Annotated in this window: 16 protein-coding genes; 5 read left to right on the forward strand and 11 right to left on the reverse strand. The window is 35.6% G+C overall.

Annotated elements, in window-relative coordinates:
- Positions 1 to 7: 7 nt before the first annotated feature.
- The 3 genes from M2373_RS00485 to M2373_RS00495 all read left to right on the forward strand — a co-directional run bounded on the left by M2373_RS00485 (position 8) and on the right by M2373_RS00495 (position 2498).
- The gene (locus tag M2373_RS00485) at positions 8 to 832 is read left to right on the forward strand and encodes an SHOCT domain-containing protein (protein ID WP_259106353.1); all 825 of its coding nucleotides are present in this window, start codon (positions 8 to 10) and stop codon (positions 830 to 832) included.
- Positions 829 to 1563 (forward strand): hypothetical protein, encoded by a 735-nt coding sequence (locus tag M2373_RS00490; protein ID WP_259106354.1) that lies wholly within the window; start codon positions 829 to 831, stop codon positions 1561 to 1563. Before M2373_RS00485 ends, M2373_RS00490 begins: the two co-directional genes overlap by 4 nt.
- 134 nt (positions 1564 to 1697) lie before the next feature.
- Positions 1698 to 2498, forward strand: a complete 801-nt coding sequence (locus tag M2373_RS00495; protein ID WP_259106356.1) for a bifunctional 2-polyprenyl-6-hydroxyphenol methylase/3-demethylubiquinol 3-O-methyltransferase UbiG — start codon at positions 1698 to 1700, stop codon at positions 2496 to 2498.
- 46 nt (positions 2499 to 2544) lie between these two features.
- Here the strand turns inward: M2373_RS00495 and M2373_RS00500 are convergent, their stop codons facing one another.
- The 3 genes from M2373_RS00500 to M2373_RS00510 form a co-directional block, all read right to left on the reverse strand.
- Positions 2545 to 2781 (reverse strand): YtxH domain-containing protein, encoded by a 237-nt coding sequence (locus M2373_RS00500; RefSeq protein WP_259106358.1) that lies wholly within the window; start codon positions 2779 to 2781, stop codon positions 2545 to 2547.
- 100 nt (positions 2782 to 2881) lie between these two features.
- On the reverse strand, positions 2882 to 3724 hold the full coding sequence (locus M2373_RS00505; RefSeq protein ID WP_259106360.1) for an isoaspartyl peptidase/L-asparaginase: 843 nt from the start codon (positions 3722 to 3724) through the stop codon (positions 2882 to 2884).
- Positions 3725 to 3827: 103 nt separating this feature from the next.
- The gene (locus tag M2373_RS00510) at positions 3828 to 4715 is read right to left on the reverse strand and encodes a cyanophycinase (RefSeq protein WP_259107582.1); all 888 of its coding nucleotides are present in this window, start codon (positions 4713 to 4715) and stop codon (positions 3828 to 3830) included.
- 201 nt (positions 4716 to 4916) lie between these two features.
- On the opposite strand from M2373_RS00510, the gene cphA reads away from it, so the two are divergent.
- A complete protein-coding gene (gene cphA / locus M2373_RS00515) occupies positions 4917 to 7544 on the forward strand; it encodes a cyanophycin synthetase (protein ID WP_259106362.1) in 2628 nt (875 codons plus the stop codon).
- Positions 7545 to 7752: 208 nt separating this feature from the next.
- Here the strand turns inward: cphA and M2373_RS00520 are convergent, their stop codons facing one another.
- From M2373_RS00520 to M2373_RS00555, 8 genes are all read right to left on the reverse strand, one after another.
- Complete coding sequence (locus M2373_RS00520) at positions 7753 to 8937, reverse strand: hypothetical protein (protein ID WP_259106364.1); 1185 nt, start codon at positions 8935 to 8937, stop codon at positions 7753 to 7755.
- Positions 8938 to 9118: 181 nt separating this feature from the next.
- Positions 9119 to 9952, reverse strand: a complete 834-nt coding sequence (locus tag M2373_RS00525) for a type 1 glutamine amidotransferase (RefSeq protein ID WP_259106365.1) — start codon at positions 9950 to 9952, stop codon at positions 9119 to 9121.
- A 34-nt stretch (positions 9953 to 9986) separates the two neighbouring features.
- Positions 9987 to 11105 (reverse strand): carboxylate-amine ligase, encoded by a 1119-nt coding sequence (locus M2373_RS00530; protein ID WP_259106366.1) that lies wholly within the window; start codon positions 11103 to 11105, stop codon positions 9987 to 9989.
- A 29-nt stretch (positions 11106 to 11134) separates the two neighbouring features.
- The gene (locus M2373_RS00535) at positions 11135 to 12091 is read right to left on the reverse strand and encodes a RimK family alpha-L-glutamate ligase (RefSeq protein ID WP_259106367.1); all 957 of its coding nucleotides are present in this window, start codon (positions 12089 to 12091) and stop codon (positions 11135 to 11137) included.
- A 53-nt stretch (positions 12092 to 12144) separates the two neighbouring features.
- Complete coding sequence (locus M2373_RS00540) at positions 12145 to 12858, reverse strand: alpha/beta hydrolase-fold protein (RefSeq protein WP_259106372.1); 714 nt, start codon at positions 12856 to 12858, stop codon at positions 12145 to 12147.
- Between the two features lie 27 nt (positions 12859 to 12885).
- Positions 12886 to 14097, reverse strand: a complete 1212-nt coding sequence (locus tag M2373_RS00545; RefSeq protein ID WP_259106373.1) for an acetyl-CoA carboxylase biotin carboxylase subunit family protein — start codon at positions 14095 to 14097, stop codon at positions 12886 to 12888.
- Between the two features lie 141 nt (positions 14098 to 14238).
- Complete coding sequence (locus M2373_RS00550) at positions 14239 to 15654, reverse strand: leucyl aminopeptidase family protein (RefSeq protein ID WP_259106375.1); 1416 nt, start codon at positions 15652 to 15654, stop codon at positions 14239 to 14241.
- A 4-nt stretch (positions 15655 to 15658) separates the two neighbouring features.
- A complete protein-coding gene (locus tag M2373_RS00555) occupies positions 15659 to 16780 on the reverse strand; it encodes an alpha/beta hydrolase-fold protein (RefSeq protein ID WP_259107583.1) in 1122 nt (373 codons plus the stop codon).
- Between the two features lie 214 nt (positions 16781 to 16994).
- Here M2373_RS00555 and glgB point away from each other — a divergent pair, with 214 nt between their 5' ends.
- Positions 16995 to 18944, forward strand: coding sequence for a 1,4-alpha-glucan branching protein GlgB (gene glgB, locus M2373_RS00560; RefSeq protein ID WP_259106377.1), 1950 nt, complete (start codon positions 16995 to 16997; stop codon positions 18942 to 18944).
- Positions 18945 to 18978: the final 34 nt, after the last annotated feature.

Genomic DNA, 18978 nt, shown 5'->3' on the forward strand with positions numbered 1-18978 from the left:
TTAATTCATGAAGGATAAATTTTGTTCATTATGCGAAGCTGAGCTGACGGAAAATGATCTTGTTAAGGTAAACAGGCTCGCTGATGGGAATATTTTATGTAATAATTGCTTAGAAAGAGTGGGCGCTATCAATGAGTATGTTTTGTATAATCTTGAATGGAATACATTATCTCATATTCACGAAATTATAAAGTATAATATAAAAAGCAGAAAAACGATTGACGAAATCGCCCATGAGGAAGAAAAAAATGCTACAGGTCCTATTCCAAAAGATTATAAAAGAAGAGAAAGACAGTTGATTTATCAGCTTAATCAGGTTGATGCCAATCTTTCTCCATTTGCGGCAGGTGAGATAAAACAGCTTCCGCATATTTTGGAAGATGATGAGGAAATAATTGCAGCGACCGATTCTAAAGTTGGGATACTGGTCGTTACCCAGCGAAATATGGTTTATGTAGAAAAACAGATATTTTCTTCTGTCAAGTTTAAGATAACTCCCAATGAAGAAATAAAATCTATTATCCTTTTAGGTGACAATACATCTCATAACATGAGTGTTTATACCAAAAATGAAGGGATCTTGATTTATCCGTTCACGGCTAATAAGGCAGTCGTAGACGTTTTTTTTAATAAAATAAAAAATATCTATAACAAGCCAAAACCGGAATCTCAGCCTCAACCAATATCATATCAGGAGACTGTTCCTCTGAAAAAACAGTCATCTGCAGAGATCTTCTCCCAACTTGAAAAACTTGGTCAGCTCCGTGAAAACGGAATATTAACGGATGAAGAATTCACAGAACAAAAGAAAAAACTATTAGAAAAACTATGATAAAAGCTTTCATGATCAGAGTACTCAACGGAAAATGGTACTCGGCACCGTTCTTCGTTTCCCTATTCAGTATTTTTTGCTGGATATGTATTTTTATTTTTCCTGCTGGTAAATTCACCTGGAATTTATTTTTTTTATTGCCTCTTTTAGCAGGATTTATATGCTTTCTTTTGGGGGTCTCAAAGCTATTTAAAAAAGAATTTAAAGAAGGAATTAAACAATGTTTTTCGACATTCGCTATAACAATGACTGCAGCAATATTTTTTACTGTATTACTTCCTAAAAGCCCTTATAAGAAATACAATGGCGATGTAAAAAATCCCGATAATGTAAAATTGGAGCAGCCTTTACAGTTATCTTTTAATGATGAAAAACCATTATTTAAAGTTAAAGCCCAGGATGTTATTTTATATGATTATAACCAGCCTGGCATGTATAAATATGAGGTTTTCCTTAATAAAATTGAAAAAGGTAAAGCTTACCTAAGAATTTTTGATCTTACGACCGACCGTGTACTTTCAGAAGCAGTAATAAAAAAAGAATCTCAAATGGAAGTTTTTAATCCAACTGATGAGCTGAAAGAATTTGGATTAAGCAAACAATTCACTGTTGACGAAGGAGATTGGGGGAATTATTATGGAAGCAGAGTAGAGGTCTGGTTTCAGCCGGAGGACACAAATCAGCCTGAAAGAAAATTACTGACGAAATATTATGTAATTCAGGGTTGGTAATAAACAAAGCATAATTTAATCTTACATTAGTATTCGGATCTTTATGGGATGACAAACTTTTTAGATGTTTTTCTAACTATTGAAAAAAAAATCATTATTCTAGCCCTTGATGATTTTAAACTGAAAATAAAAAAATGGAAAATTATTTAGACATTAATAAAAACTCTTGGAATGCCAAGGTAGAACCCCATCTTAAATCGGATTTTTATTTTATAGATGAATTTCTGAAAGGACGAACATCATTAAACTCTATCGAATCTCAACTTCTGGGAGATATTCAAGGAAAAAGTATTTTACATTTACAATGTCATTTTGGCCAGGATTCTATTTCATTATCGAGATTGGGCGCTAAAGTTACAGGAATAGATTTGTCGGATAAAGCGATTGAAACGGCAAAAAAATTAGCTGAAAAATGCAATACGGATACAGAATTTATCTGTACGGATGTGTATAATCTTCCCAATGTTTTAGATCGCAAATTTGATATTGTTTTTACCAGTTATGGTACGATAGGATGGCTTCCTGATCTTAATAAATGGGCTAAGGTGATCAATCATTTTCTAAATCCTGACGGAGAATTTATTATGGCAGAATTTCATCCTGCAGTCTGGATGTTCGATGATGATTTTACAAAAGTTTCATATAATTATTTTAATGAAAAGCCTATTATAGAAACTTATGAAGGAACCTATGCTGATCAGTCTGCTGATATCGTTCAGGAGTATGTTATGTGGAATCATTCACTGGCGGAAGTTCTTCAGAATCTGATCAATAATCAATTAGAAGTTAAAATATTTCAGGAGTTTGACTGGTCTCCTTATCCATGTTTCAGGCATGTTGAAGAATTTGAAAAAGGAAAGTGGCGAATACCGCAGTTTGGAAATAAACTCCCATTGGTATATGCTTTAGCAGCACAAAAAAAGTCATCGCAATAAAATTACGATGACTTTTCTGTATATATGAATGTTAAAAAAACTAGTCTTATTTTACGGATTCCTGTGCTTTATTTTTCACTTCATCCACTTTATCCTGAACTTGGGAAGCAACATCATTTGCTTTGCTTTTTAGGTCATTTCCCCACTTATTAAAGTTATCCTTTGCAGTGTTAATCTTATCTTTTACGGCTTGTTGCTCTTCCGGAGTTGACTTTTTATACTTCCAATAAGCTAATGCTCCTAAACCTAATAAAGCTAATAAACCTTTTGTCTTATTTCCCATGATTTCTATTTTTTTAAGTGATTAATATTAAAATTTGTTATTAATAAACATGTAAAATACGTGCCAAAAAAATAGATTCACTTATAAAATAATGTTAAAATTAATTAAACACGCTAAAGCTTTCTCCATCAAAACTTGCAAACACCATAGTAGGATAAGAATCCTGATGGTATATATTTCCATTTTGATCAATAGCGATAGCCCCTGCAAACCCGTCAATTGTTTTTAATTCTTCAAAAGTTTTATCAAAAGCAGTTTTTAACGACATTCCGTCTGTAACTCTGGTGACAATTTTTGTTGCCGTTGCATTACTTACGATATCTTCTCCTACACCTGTACAGCTTACTGCACAAAATGAATTGGCATAATTTCCGGCTACTGTTGCAGAATCAGAAATTCTTCCCGGTATTTCAAAACCTTTTCCTCCGGTAGAAGTTGCCACAGCCAGCTTTCCGTTGCTATCGATGGCTACACAGCCCACCGTTCCTTTTCCGCCATTCTTTAGCTTGGCTTCATATTCTTTTCTTCTTTGTGGAATTTCAGTCGAAAAATTTTCAAAACCATGTTCTGTTGCATAATTTTTGGCTCCGTTTCCTCCTAAAACCCGATCGTCTTCACTGATGAGACTTTTGGCCACAAAAACAGGATTTTTAACATCCTGAATATTGATAACTCCGCTTAATTTCTGAGTTTCACCATCCATAATTGCGGCGCTCATTCTGATGATGCCGTCACTTTGAATCTGTGAGCCTATTCCTGCATTATACAGTTCATCATCTTCCAATAAAGAAACAGCATAGGCGACCGTATCGAAAGCTGAATTTGTTTTTAGATATTCAAATGCCTTTTGGGCAATCTTTTTCAGAGAGTTTTGTTTGGCCGTTTTTACTTCTTGGCTTTGATCACTTTCGGAGAAAAATCCGCCATGGATGATTATTTTCATGTATATAAAGTTATGAGTTGTAAGTTATGAATTATGAGTTTTGATTATACCAATTTTAGATTTTTTTCTCCCAAACTTATAATAATTCATAACTTGAAAACTTTTACCGGTCCTGTGGTATCGGATTAAACTGTGAATTTTCGATTGTTAATGTTTTTGTTGTTAAGTCATAATGATCATTCATTGACATAACATGAACAGTTAAATTATCAATAGAAATAGGTTCTCCAAGATTAATATTTGTCAAATTAGTATCTTTAATAAATCTTCCGTCTACTAAAATGACAAGCCCTGATCCCACGGCGGTCATAACGTCGTTATGAATGAAAAGTCCGGTATCTTCACCCAATCCAATTCCTAATGTTCTGGGATTATTGACAACAGCCTGAAAAAGACGTCCTATTCTTCCTCTTTGTACGAAATGGGTGTCAATAATTACATTGTCAATTAATCCTAGCCCTTGGGTTGTTTTAATTTCTCCTTTCAGCAAAGCCTCAGAACTGCTTCCCTGATAAATCATATTTTCAGAAGCGGCTGCCGCACCAGCGGAAGTCCCGGAGTAAATAAAATCCTGCTCCTGATATTTTAGTAAAATAGTATCGTGGAATCTTGTTCCGCCAAGAATTGAGGTCAGCCTCAACTGATCGCCACCGGTAAACATCACCACATCTGCAGCATTTGCTCGGGCTACCATGGCATCAGAATTGGCTTCTTCGCGATTATGAATGTCTAAAATATTGACATTTTTAGCACCCAGAAATTCAAAAGCTTTTTTATATTCCGAGCCAACAATTTGTGGAATCTGAGAAGCGGTGGTTACCACTTCGATTACAGAATCTTCTTTGTGCTTAGACTCATTGATAATTTTTCGTAATATACCTCTTTCAAAGAAATTAAGGTTTTTTTCTATATTCTGATCAAAATCGGTTTCTGCAAAACTTCCCTTGTTTACAGCTCCTCCGATCACGATTAATTTTCCAACAGGTTTCATCATAGTGTGCAAATTTAAAAAATAATTAACATTTGGCGAAATCTATGCCACATTTAACTTGATTTTGAGTATTTTAGAAATGTTGAGAGATATTCTTAATTTTTTAATAAATCTTTAAGTGTGGTATAGTTTCATTTAGGGTTTTGCATTATCTTTGATTTTACAAGGAGTTATTGTTAACTATAAAAATGCAAAGTGAATATGAAAATTGAGAAGATACAGGCATTGCGTGGCCCGAATATTTGGAGTATCAGAAGAAAGAAGCTGATACAGATGAGGTTGGATCTCGAAGAAATGGAAAATTTCCCAACAAATAAGATTGAAGGGTTCAGAGAAAGAATAGAAAAATTAATGCCTTCTCTGTTGACCCATCGCTGCTCAGAAGGAGTAGAAGGTGGTTTTTTCCATAGAGTGGAAACGGGAACTTGGATGGGCCATGTGATTGAGCATATTGCTTTGGAAATCCAGACTTTAGCGGGTATGGATACGGGATTTGGAAGAACCCGTGAAACAAAAACTCCGGGTGTTTATAATGTTGTTTTTAATTATATTGAAGAAAATGCAGGAATTTACGCTGCAGAAGAAGCCGTGAAAATTGCGGAAGCTTTAATTGAAGGCAAAGAATATGATTTAAATGCCTGTATTCAGAAATTAAAAGAAATCAGAGAAAGGGTTCGTTTAGGTCCGTCAACAGGAAGTATCGTGGAAGAAGCCGTTTCAAGAAAAATCCCTTGGATTCGTTTAGGAACTAATTCTCTGGTACAGCTTGGTTATGGGGTCAATCAGCAGCGTTTTCAGGCTACGATCACAGGAAAAACAAGTTCAATTGCTGTAGATATTGCCTGTAATAAAGAATTAACAAAAAGAATGCTTCATGATGCTGCAATTCCTGTTCCTATTGGGGATTTGATCGTTGATGAAGAGGGATTGGACAGTGTAGTCAGAAAAATTGGCTATCCGGTCGTGATAAAACCTTTAGATGGCAATCATGGAAAAGGATCCTCTATTAATGTTAATGATTGGGAAGCTGCAAAAACGGGACTGGAACACGCTCAGAAATATTCAAGAAAAGTAATCGTTGAAAAATATATTACCGGATATGATTTCCGTGTTTTGGTGATCAATAATAAGATGGTTGCAGCAGCGAGGAGAGTTCCTGCCCATGTTGTCGGAGATGGTGAATTGAACCTTCAGCAATTAATTGAAAAAGAAAATAAAGATCCGAGAAGAGGTTACGGGCATGAAAATGTATTAACCGAAATTGAGGTTGATAAAGATACGGCAGAACTTCTTGAAAAATTGGAATATACACTTGAAACCGTTCCTCATAAAGGTGAAGTGGTATATTTAAAATCAACAGCCAATCTTTCAACAGGCGGAACTTCTATAGATGTGACAGATATGGTTCACCCGGAAAATATTACGATGGCTGAAAGGATCTCAAAAATTATAGGTCTTGATGTCTGCGGGATTGATATTATGGCTGAAAACCTTACCCAGCCTTTAAAAGAAAGCGGCGGTGCCATTATTGAAGTAAATGCAGCTCCGGGGTTCAGGATGCACCTGGCGCCAAGTGAAGGACTTCCGAGAAACGTTGCTGCGCCGGTGGTAGACATGCTTTATCCGCAGGGAAAACCTTTTACAATTCCTATTATCGCGGTAACGGGAACGAACGGGAAAACCACAACAACAAGGCTGATTTCTCATATTGTTAAGAATAACGGTTACAGAGTGGGTTTTACCACTTCAGACGGTATTTATATCCAAAATACGATGTTAACAAAAGGAGATACTACAGGTCCTCTTTCTGCAGAATTTATTCTGAAAGATCCTACCGTGGAATTTGCTGTTCTCGAAACGGCAAGAGGCGGGATTTTACGTTCAGGATTGGGTTTTTCTCAATGTGATATCGGGGTTTTGACGAATATCAAAGAAGATCATTTGGGAATGAACGATATTCACAATTTGAAGGACTTGACGAAGGTAAAAAGAGTCGTTCTCGACAGTGTAAAGAAAAACGGCTGGAGCGTAATGAATGCCGATGATGAGTATTCTATGAGAATTGTTAACGATATGCATTGTAACGTTGCGATTTTCAGTATGGATGAGAATAATAAGCATATTAAGAAATTTGCAAAAGAAGGAAAAATTACCTGTGTTTATGAAGAAGGTTTTGTAACGATCAAAAAAGGAGACTGGAAAATCAGAATAGGAAAAGCGAAAGATTTCCCGATTACGATGGAAGGTAAAGCTAAATTTATGATCGAAAACGTGCTGGCTGCATGTCTGGCAAGTTATCTTCATGGTTTTGGTATTGAAGATATTTCCAACTCTCTGAGGACTTTTCTTCCAAGTGCACAGCTTACTCCGGGAAGGCTGAATGTTTTTAAATTTAAAAGCTTTAAAGTATTAATTGATTTTGCTCATAATCCTGCAGGATATGAAGCGATTGAAGATTATCTTAAAAATGTAGAATCGACCAAGAAAATAGGAATTATTTCCGGTGTTGGAGACAGAAGGGATGAAGACATCAAATTATGCGGAAAAATCGCCGGAAGAATGTTTGACTATATCATTATCAGAAATGAAAAACATCTTCGCGGAAGAAAAGAAGAAGAAATAAACGGATTAATTATAGACGGGATTAATGAAGCCGGAAAAGATGTAAGCTATGAAATTATTCCTAAAGAAATAGAAGCTCTGAAACATGCCATGGGAATGGCTGAAGAAGGAACTTTCATTACTGCTTTAAGTGATGTGATTTCTAATGCAATTGACCTTGTTCAGGAGTATCAGGCAAGAGAATTGCTTGAGGATGATAAGATTTAATTAAAGAATTTCGGCGGCATCGAAGATGCCGCCGAAATCAAAACTAATTCTTTTAAAAACAATTAACCTTCGGATTTTTCGAAGGTTAAATTTTTGTAATTATTTTAAGATGCTTCAGAAGATATAAATGATACCTTTAATAAAAATAACGATTAACAGCAATAATTAATAGTAGCAGTGTTATGCTGAGCCTGTCGAAGCATTTGATCTATTCTTCAGCAAAGAACGCATTCGAACTTCCAATCCAGATCGCATCCTTCTTGTTGAAATCTACATTTACCATGGCGGCTTTCGTCATTCTTCCAAGATTTTCCAATAGAATAGGGCGTTCGTCATTTTCGCGCCAAATATATAATAATCGGATTTCAGCTTTTGAAAACTCACCGTTTATGTCTTCAAAAATAGGCTCATAAGTTACTTTTCTTTGCAAAATATAGTTTTCTTTATCTTCAATAGAATCGGTAATTTCCTTTGTTGGATTAAGGTTAACGCCACTTCCTGCAAATGAAAATAAAGGTTTTAAAACAAAATTTTCAAGGGCTTCACTTTCCGGAAACTCATGTAAGAAATAACTTTTCGGCACAAACTGATGCTGTAAAAGTGGTAGTAAAAACTTAGATACCTTAAAGAACCAGTTTGGATGGGTAACCCAGGTTACATCCACCTCTTCACGGAAATCAAATTCTGTTTTCAGATCGGGGATTCGGTCTAATTCATCAAAAATAACCCGATTATAAATTCTTTTTATTTCAGTTAATTTCCCATCATTTTCATAGAACAGCGTTTTGCCTTCTTTCTTTATTTTGGTTAGACATACTGTTTTTATTCCTAATAATTTTTCAGTTAAAACAAAATCAATGGCTGTTTTTTGTTTCTCAGGATAAATTTCAAGTAGAATTACATTTTCTGGCTTTTCATCACCTACAATAAGATCTTTTAAATAGTTTTGAAAGCTTTCAAAGGGTATTTTATTTCTTATTTCTGAAATGAAAGGATAAATTTCACAAAAAGTATCTTCAAAAACCCGTTGAAATGCATATAAAGAAGGGAAAGCCTGAAGTTCGATTAATTGAGGCTCTATCTCACCGTTTTCACCCTTACAAATTCCGAAATCTATCGTAAAAAAATGTGGTTTGGCAGTATCATTAGGAACCCTGCAATTATCCGGAACTGCTTTTTGCAGCAGCTCAGAAGATAAATTTTTAATCTGATCAATAATGCTTTCACTCGCATTAATCAATTTAGATTCAAAATCTTTAGTTAAAAAAAGCGGACTTTCTGAAATTCTGAATCCGGGTTCAATACCACTTTTTTCTTTTAATACTTCTTTAAACTGTTTATACTTTTCCTGTGAAAATTCCTGATTAAATTGTTTTCTGTATTTCGGAATCATATTTTTTTCTTTGTGATTTTAAAAAATCGGACAATTGTTGCCCGATTTTCTTTATTAATAATTTAATTTTGAGGTGCGTTGACAAGTTAGTATGACAGTGCTACAAATGAATCTCTAATAAAAAACACTTAGTATTAAAATGTCATGCTGAGCCAGTCGAAGCATTTGTATTTTATTCAATTTAAGCCATTGCTTCTGCGTTCTTCAAAATGTTTTTTTTTGCTAGTTGCAGAAATCTCGGGAGAATCTGAGCCTGCGTCAGAATGATTTTGTCTTCATCATCCATTCTGTCGACGGTTTCTAAATACTTTTCCATACCATAATTTTCAATCATAGCGGTTTTGTATTTTTCATCTTTTAAACTCTCAACCATGCCTGCAGGGTTGGCTTCAGGATGAAACTGAGTGCCAAAAATTTCCTCTGAAAAACGTACTGCCATCACGGCTCTTTCCAGGTCAATATGAGGCCTGAATTTTTCAAGAGCTACGATTTTCATTCCCAGTTCTTCGAATCTTTCATAATCAGGTTCTATAAACTGGAAAGCCCTTGAATCGACAGCATAAAAAGGATCCGGAAGATTTTTAAATAAAAATTCCTGTTCTCCATCTTCAGTTTTATGAATAGGCATCACTCCGAAAGAATAAGATTTTCTTTTGCAGATGTTTCCCAGTTCCCAGTGAATACTTGCCAACTGAAACGAATGACAGATTAAAAATAAATATTTTTTATGGTCGTTATATTTATTGTGATCAAAAACAGAGTCTAAAAAATTAGCGAACTTTTCTTCCCATTCAAGACCTTCTTTGTGAGGATTCCCGGGACCTCCCGAAGAAATAAAAATATCGAAATCTTCAATATCAGGTATTTCGTTTTTAAATCTTACGTCAAAAGTTGTAATGCTTACATTTTCCTCAGAGCTCTGCTGAAAGGCCTCAGAAATTTCTTTTATATTTTTGAAACCCTGATTTGTCTGATTGTTGTTCATATCCAGCAAAGCGATTCGAATATCCTTCATACTACATTATATTTTATGCAAAGTTACCAAATTATTACAAAGTATGTTCACCATGTGTGATGCCATATTCTGTTTCAGAGATCATATAATCAACTACTTTTGTAAGATCACCTGTTTCCTTGAAGATCTGTAACTGTCGGTCTGCTCCGGTTCCGTTCTCTAAAATTTTCCAGGCATATTCTACTTCGTTTCGGCAGCCTAAATCATCCACTACATCATCAATGAATTCCAGAAGTTCTTTTAATAAGTGCGGATATGGCACCGACTCTTCTTTACCAAAATCAATAAGATGTGCCTCAATACCGCTTTTGGAAGCTCGCCATTTATTTTCATTTAACAATAATCTTCGATAACTTCTGAAGCTTAAGTTTTGCTGATGAAGTTTGTAGATTTTTGCCACTAGACTTTGCATAATGGCTGCCATACAAACCGTTTCTTCAATTCTTAAAGGCATATCACAAATCCTGAATTCAATAGTAGGGTAGAATGGGTGAACACGAAGGTCCCACCATATTTTCTTGGCATTATCAATCGTTCCGGTTTTCACCAAAAGATCAACATAGCTGTCAAACTCCGCCAATGAGTTAAAATAACTTGGAATACCTGTTCTTGGGAACTTTACAAAAATTTCCTGCCGGTAAGACTTGAACCCCGTATTTCTTCCGATCCAGAAAGGCGAATTGGTTGAAAGAGCATACACGTGAGGAAGGAAATAACGCATTACATTCTGGATCCTAACGCCTTCTTCACGATTCGGAATCCCAATGTGCACATGGAGTCCGAAAATTAGGTTCCCACGGGCAACATCTCCCATATCGTCTACAATTTTGTTGTAACGTTCTCCGTTGGTAATGGTATTGTGCTCCCAGTTTGAAAAAGGGTGTGTCCCTCCTCCGGAAACCCGTAGTCCCTGTTCATGAGCGATTTTAATAAGATGCCTTCTAAGATTCGTTAATTCAGCTCTAGCTTCCTGAATATTTTGGCAGATACCAGTCTCCATTTCAATCATGGATTCATGCATTTCATGCTTTAAATTTTCACTTAAAACCGCTTTTCCGCCTTCAATAATTTTTGAAACATGAGAGACCAGATCTCTGCTCTCAACATCTATAATCTGATATTCTTCTTCGATGCCAATAGTAAACTGATGCATTTTTTTTCGTGTTTTTATTTTGAATGTTTTTATTTTTTTACTGAATCTTTCACGAAAGTTCCCCAAGAAATATTGGGTTTTCCCGGAACATATTCTTTAGCCTTTTCAATCGCTAATTTTGCTGAATGTTCTACAATCCAAGCGAAATTTTCTTCTCCTACAGAATTTCTGTCTGCATCGGGCGCGGGATTACAGAAGTCAATAGCATAAGGGATACCGTCTCTGATGGCAAATTCTACCGTATTGAAATCATAGCCTAAAGCTTCATTCATTTTAATGGTATAATCATGAATTGTTTTTAGTAATTTTTCCAATTCTGCTCCTTTTGTCTGATGTGTTGTTGCATATCTCAAATGGTGCGCATTTCTTGGTTCGTAAGGCATAATATGAACATATTTTTGTCCTAAACAATAGACTCTGTAATAGTCATCAAAGACAATTTCTTCCTGAACCATCATCACCAGTTGCTCTGTTTCACTCAGTTTATTCCAAAGATCTTCAGGATTTTCTACTCTATAAACGCTTTTCCAGCCTCCGCCATCGTGAGGCTTCATATAGGCAGGGAAACCAACATAATCGAAAATATATTCCCAGTCATGCGGGAATTTTAAATTTCTAAACGATGTTTCTGAAGTATCTGTCGGTCTTTCATGGGAAGGAAGTAAAACTGTTTTTGGAAGTGGGATTCCCAGTTTTGACATTAATGCATTATTGAAGAATTTTTCATCAGCACTCCACCAGAAAGGGTTATTGATTACATATGTTCCGTTCAGTGCTGCATTTTTTAAATATGCTCTGTAGAAAGGAACGTCCTGCGAAATTCTGTCGATAATAACTGCATAACCGTAATCTGCTCCTTGTTCCAGTTTATCAATAGTTACCGGTTCTGCGATAATTTCTCCGCCACCCAGTTCGTTTACTTTATCGATAAATGCCCAAGGAAATGTATCTTCCATACCGAATAGAATTCCTACTTTTTTTGCCATAATTGTATTTTTTTATGTTTTTGATTTAAATAACTTGATTTTGAATTAAATTTTTAAGAAAAGAAAGTCCCGATGAAGGTTGGGAAAACCATTCGCCAAAGCGGCCAGTCGTGGTTGATCCATTTTCTTTCATCGTACCAGAAATCAATTCCTTTTGCTTTTAAAATTCCAGCCATTTCCAAATTTTTATCTTTACAGATATCCTGATCGGAGGTGCTTAAAACGATGTGCATATGTTTGTATTTCCAGGCTTCGTCATTTTTTACGAACTCTCTGGGGCAATTGAAATATACGAGCTCATCGGAATATCCATCCATAAAATTTCTTATGCTGAAGGCTCCTGAAAGGCAGAATAAATGTGAGACAACATCCGGAAATCTGAAGGCGAAATTAGCCGCATGGTATCCTCCAAAGCTGGCTCCTGCCACAGCAACACGATGTGTTTTATGAATTTTCTGAATATAAGGAACGAACTCCTGAATCAGAAACTGAACATACCTTTCATAATTTTTAATCCTTTGCTGCGGTGAGATCTGTTCGTCATAAAAACTCCAGCCATCAATGGTCTGAATATTATATAATTTAACTTTTCCCTGTTCTATAAACCAATTGATACTTCCGTTTAAATGAAAATCATGGTTTTGGGTATATTGTCCCTGAGAAGTTGGAAACATGATAATCGGATATCCGTAATGTCCCGTAACTTCCACTTTAAGGCTCGTTCCTAATATATGTGAATAATAATCTGTGTGTTCTATATGAGGCATATGATTAGATTAAATTGAAAATAAATTTTAGCTCGTCGGTCTGCTCTGTGGTGGAATAATATTGAGAAAATGCGCCTGAATCTTTTCTGCTGCACAGTCTAATCTTTCCTGGACTTTTGTGGAGTCACTGGATTTATATACAATCCCTACATGGTAGTCGATAGGGATGAATTTTGCCACTTCTTCACATTCAAACTCATTGTAATTGGGTTCTTTATCTTTAATTAAAGCAACAATAAGCCCTGAGTAATATCCTGTGGGTTTAGCAACTTCATATTTTTCTCCCCTTAACAAAGCGTCTTCTATTTTTGCCCACTCTCTCCAGATATTAATATTACTGGATGCTTCCACCAGATCCGGAATGTGAGCTCCACCCACTCTTGAAGAAGTTTCCAGAAAGTACCATTTTCCGTCTTCTTTTCCACGGATAAATTCCGTATGAGTGGCTCCGTTGAGTAGTCCAAAACTTAACAATACTTTGGCATTAACCTCTTCAAGGGCTTTGAATTCATCAGAATACCTACCTAATGTTTTTGTTCTGAAAACACCGCCTTCATGAGATACCTGCATAGGAGGAGCCAAATATTTTGACGCAGATGTAAATACAATTTCTTTATTAAAAGTTAAACTGTCAACATGGTAAACATCTCCGGGTTTGAAGCTTTCCAGTAAAAATAGATGGCGTTCTTCTCCCAATTGGTTTAAAGCTTCCCAAAGTTGATCTTTATTCGTGATTTTTTTAATTCCTGATGCTGAAGCTTCAGAACGCGGCTTTAAAACCCATGGTCCCGGAACCTTTTCAATGAAATGATTAACTTCATCATTGTTAAAAACTGCCGTAAACTCAGGGACATTTATTCCTGAATCTTTAGCTTTCTGTCTCATAGCCAGTTTATCTCTGAAATAACGGTGTGTGGTCTGACCCATTCCCGGAATTCTGAAGGTCTCCCGAATTAAAGCTGCTTTTTCTACATCATAATCATCAAGAGCAATGACTGCATCTACTTTTCTAGTTTGCATTAAGTGTGAAAACCCCTGAACAAGGTGATCCAGATTCCAGACAGACGGCTTTTGTTCAGGCATATAAAATACCTCATCAATGGCGTGCCATGGCCAGTTTTTACCTTTAAGATTTTCTGATGTTACTAAGATTATTTTATTACCCAGCTTTTTCATTTCGTCCATGAAATCATAGCCTTTGTAATAGCACGAAATACATACTATAGTTTTTTTCTCCATATAATGTTTTTAAATTTTTTATAAATTTTCAAAAATAATATTAAAAATTTGTTAATTATTTAATATTAAATATTGATTAGGGAAGTGTTTTTGATAATTTATATATCAATTATACTGAGAATTTTTGTAATAAACTAATTTTTAGTGATAATTTTCAATTAAATCCGTTAATAATTGCACTCCAAAGCCGGTTGCAGCCTTTTCTTTTGCATAACCGACATTTCCAAAAGCAACCCCTGCAATATCAAGATGGGCCCATTTTGGGTGACCTTCAATAAAATGTTCGAGAAATTTTGCTGCAATGATGCAATCTCCGATAGGTTTCATGGAGATATTCTTCAAATCAGCTACATCTGACTGAATATCGTCTTTCCAGACATCCCACAACGGAAGATTCCAAAGTCTCTGATTGGTTTTGTCACCTGTTTTTATCAGAAGGTTTTTAAGTTCATCATCATTGGAAAAAAGAGCTCCGCATGTGTCCCCGAACATTCTTACCGAACTTCCCGTCAATGTTGCAAGGTCGATAAGGAAATCTGTCTTATAGTTTTTGGCAAGATAAGACAGCCCGTCCGCTAAAATCATTCTTCCCTCAGCATCTGTATTTAGAACTTCAATGGTTTTACCGTTATAAGCGGAGATAACGTCGCTTGGAAGAAAAGCATTTTCAGAAATGGCGTTGTCTGTGATCGGTAAAATAGCGATAATATTAACAGGGAGCTGCATTTCTGCAGCGTAAATCAAGGTTCCCAAAACAGCAGTTGCGCCGCCCATATCCGATTTCATATAGTGCATATTGTCCGGATTTTTCAAAGAAATACCTCCGGTATCAAACAACACACATTTTCCTACAAGACCGAAAGTTTTAGCATTTTTAACACTGGTTTTATATTCCAGAATTGTGAAAGCAGCATCATAGGCACTTCCCTGATTAACGGAGAGATAAGCTCCCAATCCAAGCTCTTCACATTTTTTTCGGTTAAATGAGGTGTATTTTAAGTCGTGTGTTTTTGCCAGATTTTTAAGATACGAACTGAACATGTCAGGCTTTTTAAGATTGGCTGGTTTATTCAGCCATTCCTGACAGGCGATTTGTCCATTACTTAAAGCTATGGCTCTTTCACTGATTGTATCTAATTTTTTCTGACTTATATTTTCAAAATGTATTTCAAATTTAGAATTCCAGAATGGATGGCTGTTTTCAAAAGGATAGTTATATGTTCCGATCAGTAAGCCTTTTATAAATTCTTCGAATTCTCTTTCACCGAGGAAATCTGCGACCACTAAAGTAGGAACTGCGTGAATGCTTTTCTTTTGAGTCTGTGTGAATTTATGGGCAACCTGTTGAATTTCAAAGTTTTTAAAATCAGATTTCCCCAGCCCGATAAAATAAGCGATTCCTTCTTCCTGAGCATTAATAAAAACTTCATGCTTCTTTCCTGTAAAAAAAGTCGAAATATTTTTATTGAAATTTTTTTCCGTTTTTGTCCATTCTTCTTCCGTAAATAAGTGAAATATCTGGGTGTAGTCTTTGTTTTTTTTGTTGATTAATTTCATAAGATTAATTTTTAAAACTTTTTTGTTGTGGTTTTACTTCTACCGGATTTTCGGTGTTGTTATAAAAAAGCCATTCAATAGCTCTTGGAAATTCCTGCGACCAATAGAATTCATTGTGAGTGCCCTCAGGATTTATACTTGTTTTGAATTCAAAATCAAATAGATTTTTCTTTTCCCATCTCTTTAAATATTCTTCGAAGATCCGAATTCTTTTAACCATTTTTGAGCCTTCCTGAGCGCCTCCATATAAGTAAATCTTGGTTTTAAAAGGTACTCTGAAATTCATCATCGGAAAATTATTATTCGGCTCAACCCAAAGAGACGGTGAAAAAATTAATAACTTGGAATATACTTCAGGATAAAGAAAGCCACTGTAAATACTGATGAGTGCTCCTAACGAGCTTCCTCCGATTCCGGTGTTATTCCTATCCCTTTTTGTGCGGTAATTTTCATCTACGAAAGGTTTTAAAGTGTCGGTGATGAAACGGATGTATTTTTTGCCTTCCGAACCGTTGGCTACGTTGTCATTATCAAAAATATACTCTTTGATTCTTTCTTCACTGCCATGTTCTACAGCAATTACGATAACATCTCCACGTCCGTATTCTGCCAGAATAGAAAGCTTCTTGTCTATTTCCCAGTTCCCGTAGCCACTTCCTTCATTGAATAAATTCTGAGCATCCTGAAGGTATAAAACCGGATAACTTTTATCAGAAACATAATAATCATAGGGGAGCAGTGCCCAGACTTTTCTGTAGCGGTCAAGCTGAGGAATATAAAATTCTTCTGAAATGATTTCTACAATCGGGAAATATTCGTCTTTAAAAGGGCCCCAGTTAAATCTCCATTTTTCAACAATATTCAGAGATTTCCCAGCCGACTTTGAAATTTTCCGATTGGGAGTGATATTCCCATATTTATCTAATTCGACATTTTCCCAGCCTCCTTTAGTGAACTTATATTCAATAACCTGAGGAAGGATCTGATCGTCAATTTCGATAAAATAATTATTGGAGTCTACCTGTTTAAGCGGATAGCTGTAATCTTTAGGATTCCAGTTGTTGAAATTTCCTGTAATGTATATAGCTCTATCGTCACTCTCTTCAGTGTAAAGTTCAAATCGCATCATGTGTGTTTAATAATTTTAACCTTTAAATTTATAAAAAATATTTTTAGATTAATTATTTTAAAATCATAAATCCGTGAATAAAAAAATGATATATTTGATAAACAGGCTATGGATAGGGAGTTGGATTAACAATTATTTCAATCGAAATTAACTGTTTTTATTAATATTTTTCGTAGTTTCAAACAATATATAAATTTAAATCAAAACCGTGATGAATTCGGTTAAAACATATACGCTTTTTACAGATCACGACATCTATCTCTTTAAAGAAGGTAGACATTATAAGCTATATGACAAATTTGGTGCACATTCTGTAGAGAAAGATGGGATAGAAGGGGTTTATTTTTCAGTTTGGGCTCCAAATGCAAAAAAAGTTTCAGTGATCGGAAACTTTAATAACTGGAACGATAAAGATCATATTTTGTTTCCCCGATGGGATGGGTCGGGAATTTGGGAAGGTTTTATTGCCGGATTGACCTGGGGAACACTTTATAAATATGGAATAGAAAGCCCCCGCGGAGAAATTTTGGAAAAAAGCGATCCTTATGCTTTAAGCTGGGAGCAGAATATTCAGGCGGCTTCGTTGGTTTCCACAACCTGGTACGAATGGAATGATAAAGAATGGCTTGAAAACCGTTGGAAAAAAAACAGTCTGAATGCTCCGATTTCAGTTTACGAAATGCATCTGGGCTCCTGGATGAGAGAGCATGACGATCCCGACCGGTTTTTAAATTATCGGGAAGTAGCCCAAAAACTCATTCCTTATATTAAAGAAATGGGTTTTACCCATGTAGAGTTTATGCCTTTAATGGAATATCCTTATGATCCGAGCTGGGGATATCAGATTACCGGTTTTTTTGCTGCCAACTCACGTTTCGGCTCACCGCAGGATCTGATGTTTTTAATCAATGATCTTCATCATAATGATATTGGCGTAATTTTAGATTGGGTTCCTTCACATTTTCCCGGTGACGCCAATGGTTTGCATCGATTTGACGGTTCTTATTTATATGAACATGAAGATCCCCGAAAAGGGTTTCATCCGGACTGGAAGTCTCACATTTTCAATTATGGAAGAAATGAGGTGAAATCTTTTTTGATTTCAAATGCTATGTTCTGGCTTGAACGGTATCATGTTGACGGTTTGCGTGTAGATGCGGTAACATCGATGCTTCATCTGGACTATTCAAGAAATGAAGGCGAGTGGGAGCCGAATATTTACGGAGGAAATGTAAATCTCGAAGCTCAATCTTTTTTACAGGAATTCAATACGGCTGTTTATAAAGAATTTGGAGATAATATCATCACTATTGCTGAAGAAAGTTCAGATTTTCCAATGCTCACAAAGCCTGTTCATGACGGTGGAGTGGGTTTCGGAATGAAATGGATGATGGGCTGGATGCATGATACGTTAGATTATTTTAAAGAAGAACCTGCTAACAGGAAGTTTTTTCATCATAAACTGACTTTTGCTTCGATGTATATGTATAATGAGAATTATATGATGCCTTTATCACACGATGAAGTGGTACATGGGAAAGCAAGTCTTATCTATAAAATGAAAGGAGACGAATGGCAGAAATTTGCCAATCTTCGCGCTTTGTATGTGTATATGTTTACGCATCCGGGGGCAAAATTACTTTTCATGGGTGATGAATTCGGGCAGACTAAGGAGTGGAATTTTACCCAAAGTCTGGATTGGCATTTATTGGAATACCCTATTCATAGGGGTTTACAGACTCTGGTTAAAGATCTGAATCATTTATACACACATGAAACTGCTTTTTATGAAAATCAATTTGATAAAAACGGTTTTGAATGGGTGGAAGCTGATGATCTTGAAAATTCTGTGTATATCTATTTAAGAAAAGGGAAAAAGAGAGATGATGTATGTATGGTGATTCTGAATTTAACGCCCAATGTTTTAGATTATAAAATTGGAGTAAATAGCGGAACTCACTGGGAAGTTGTGTTCAACTCAGATGATGAAAGATATAATGGAAGCGGAGCAGAACCTCATATATTTAAAGAGGAGAATGAAGAATATGCGGGAAGGCCAAAATCGATCAGCATCAATTTGCCACCGCTTGCCGGAATTATTCTGAAACAGAAAAAAGACAAGAAATATAAATTAAACAGGATAAAACAACACAAAAGATAAAAATGATTCAGATATTATATACTTAATGAAAAAA

Source organism: Chryseobacterium sp. JUb7 (genome assembly GCF_024806495.1).
GTDB lineage: Bacteria > Bacteroidota > Bacteroidia > Flavobacteriales > Weeksellaceae > Chryseobacterium.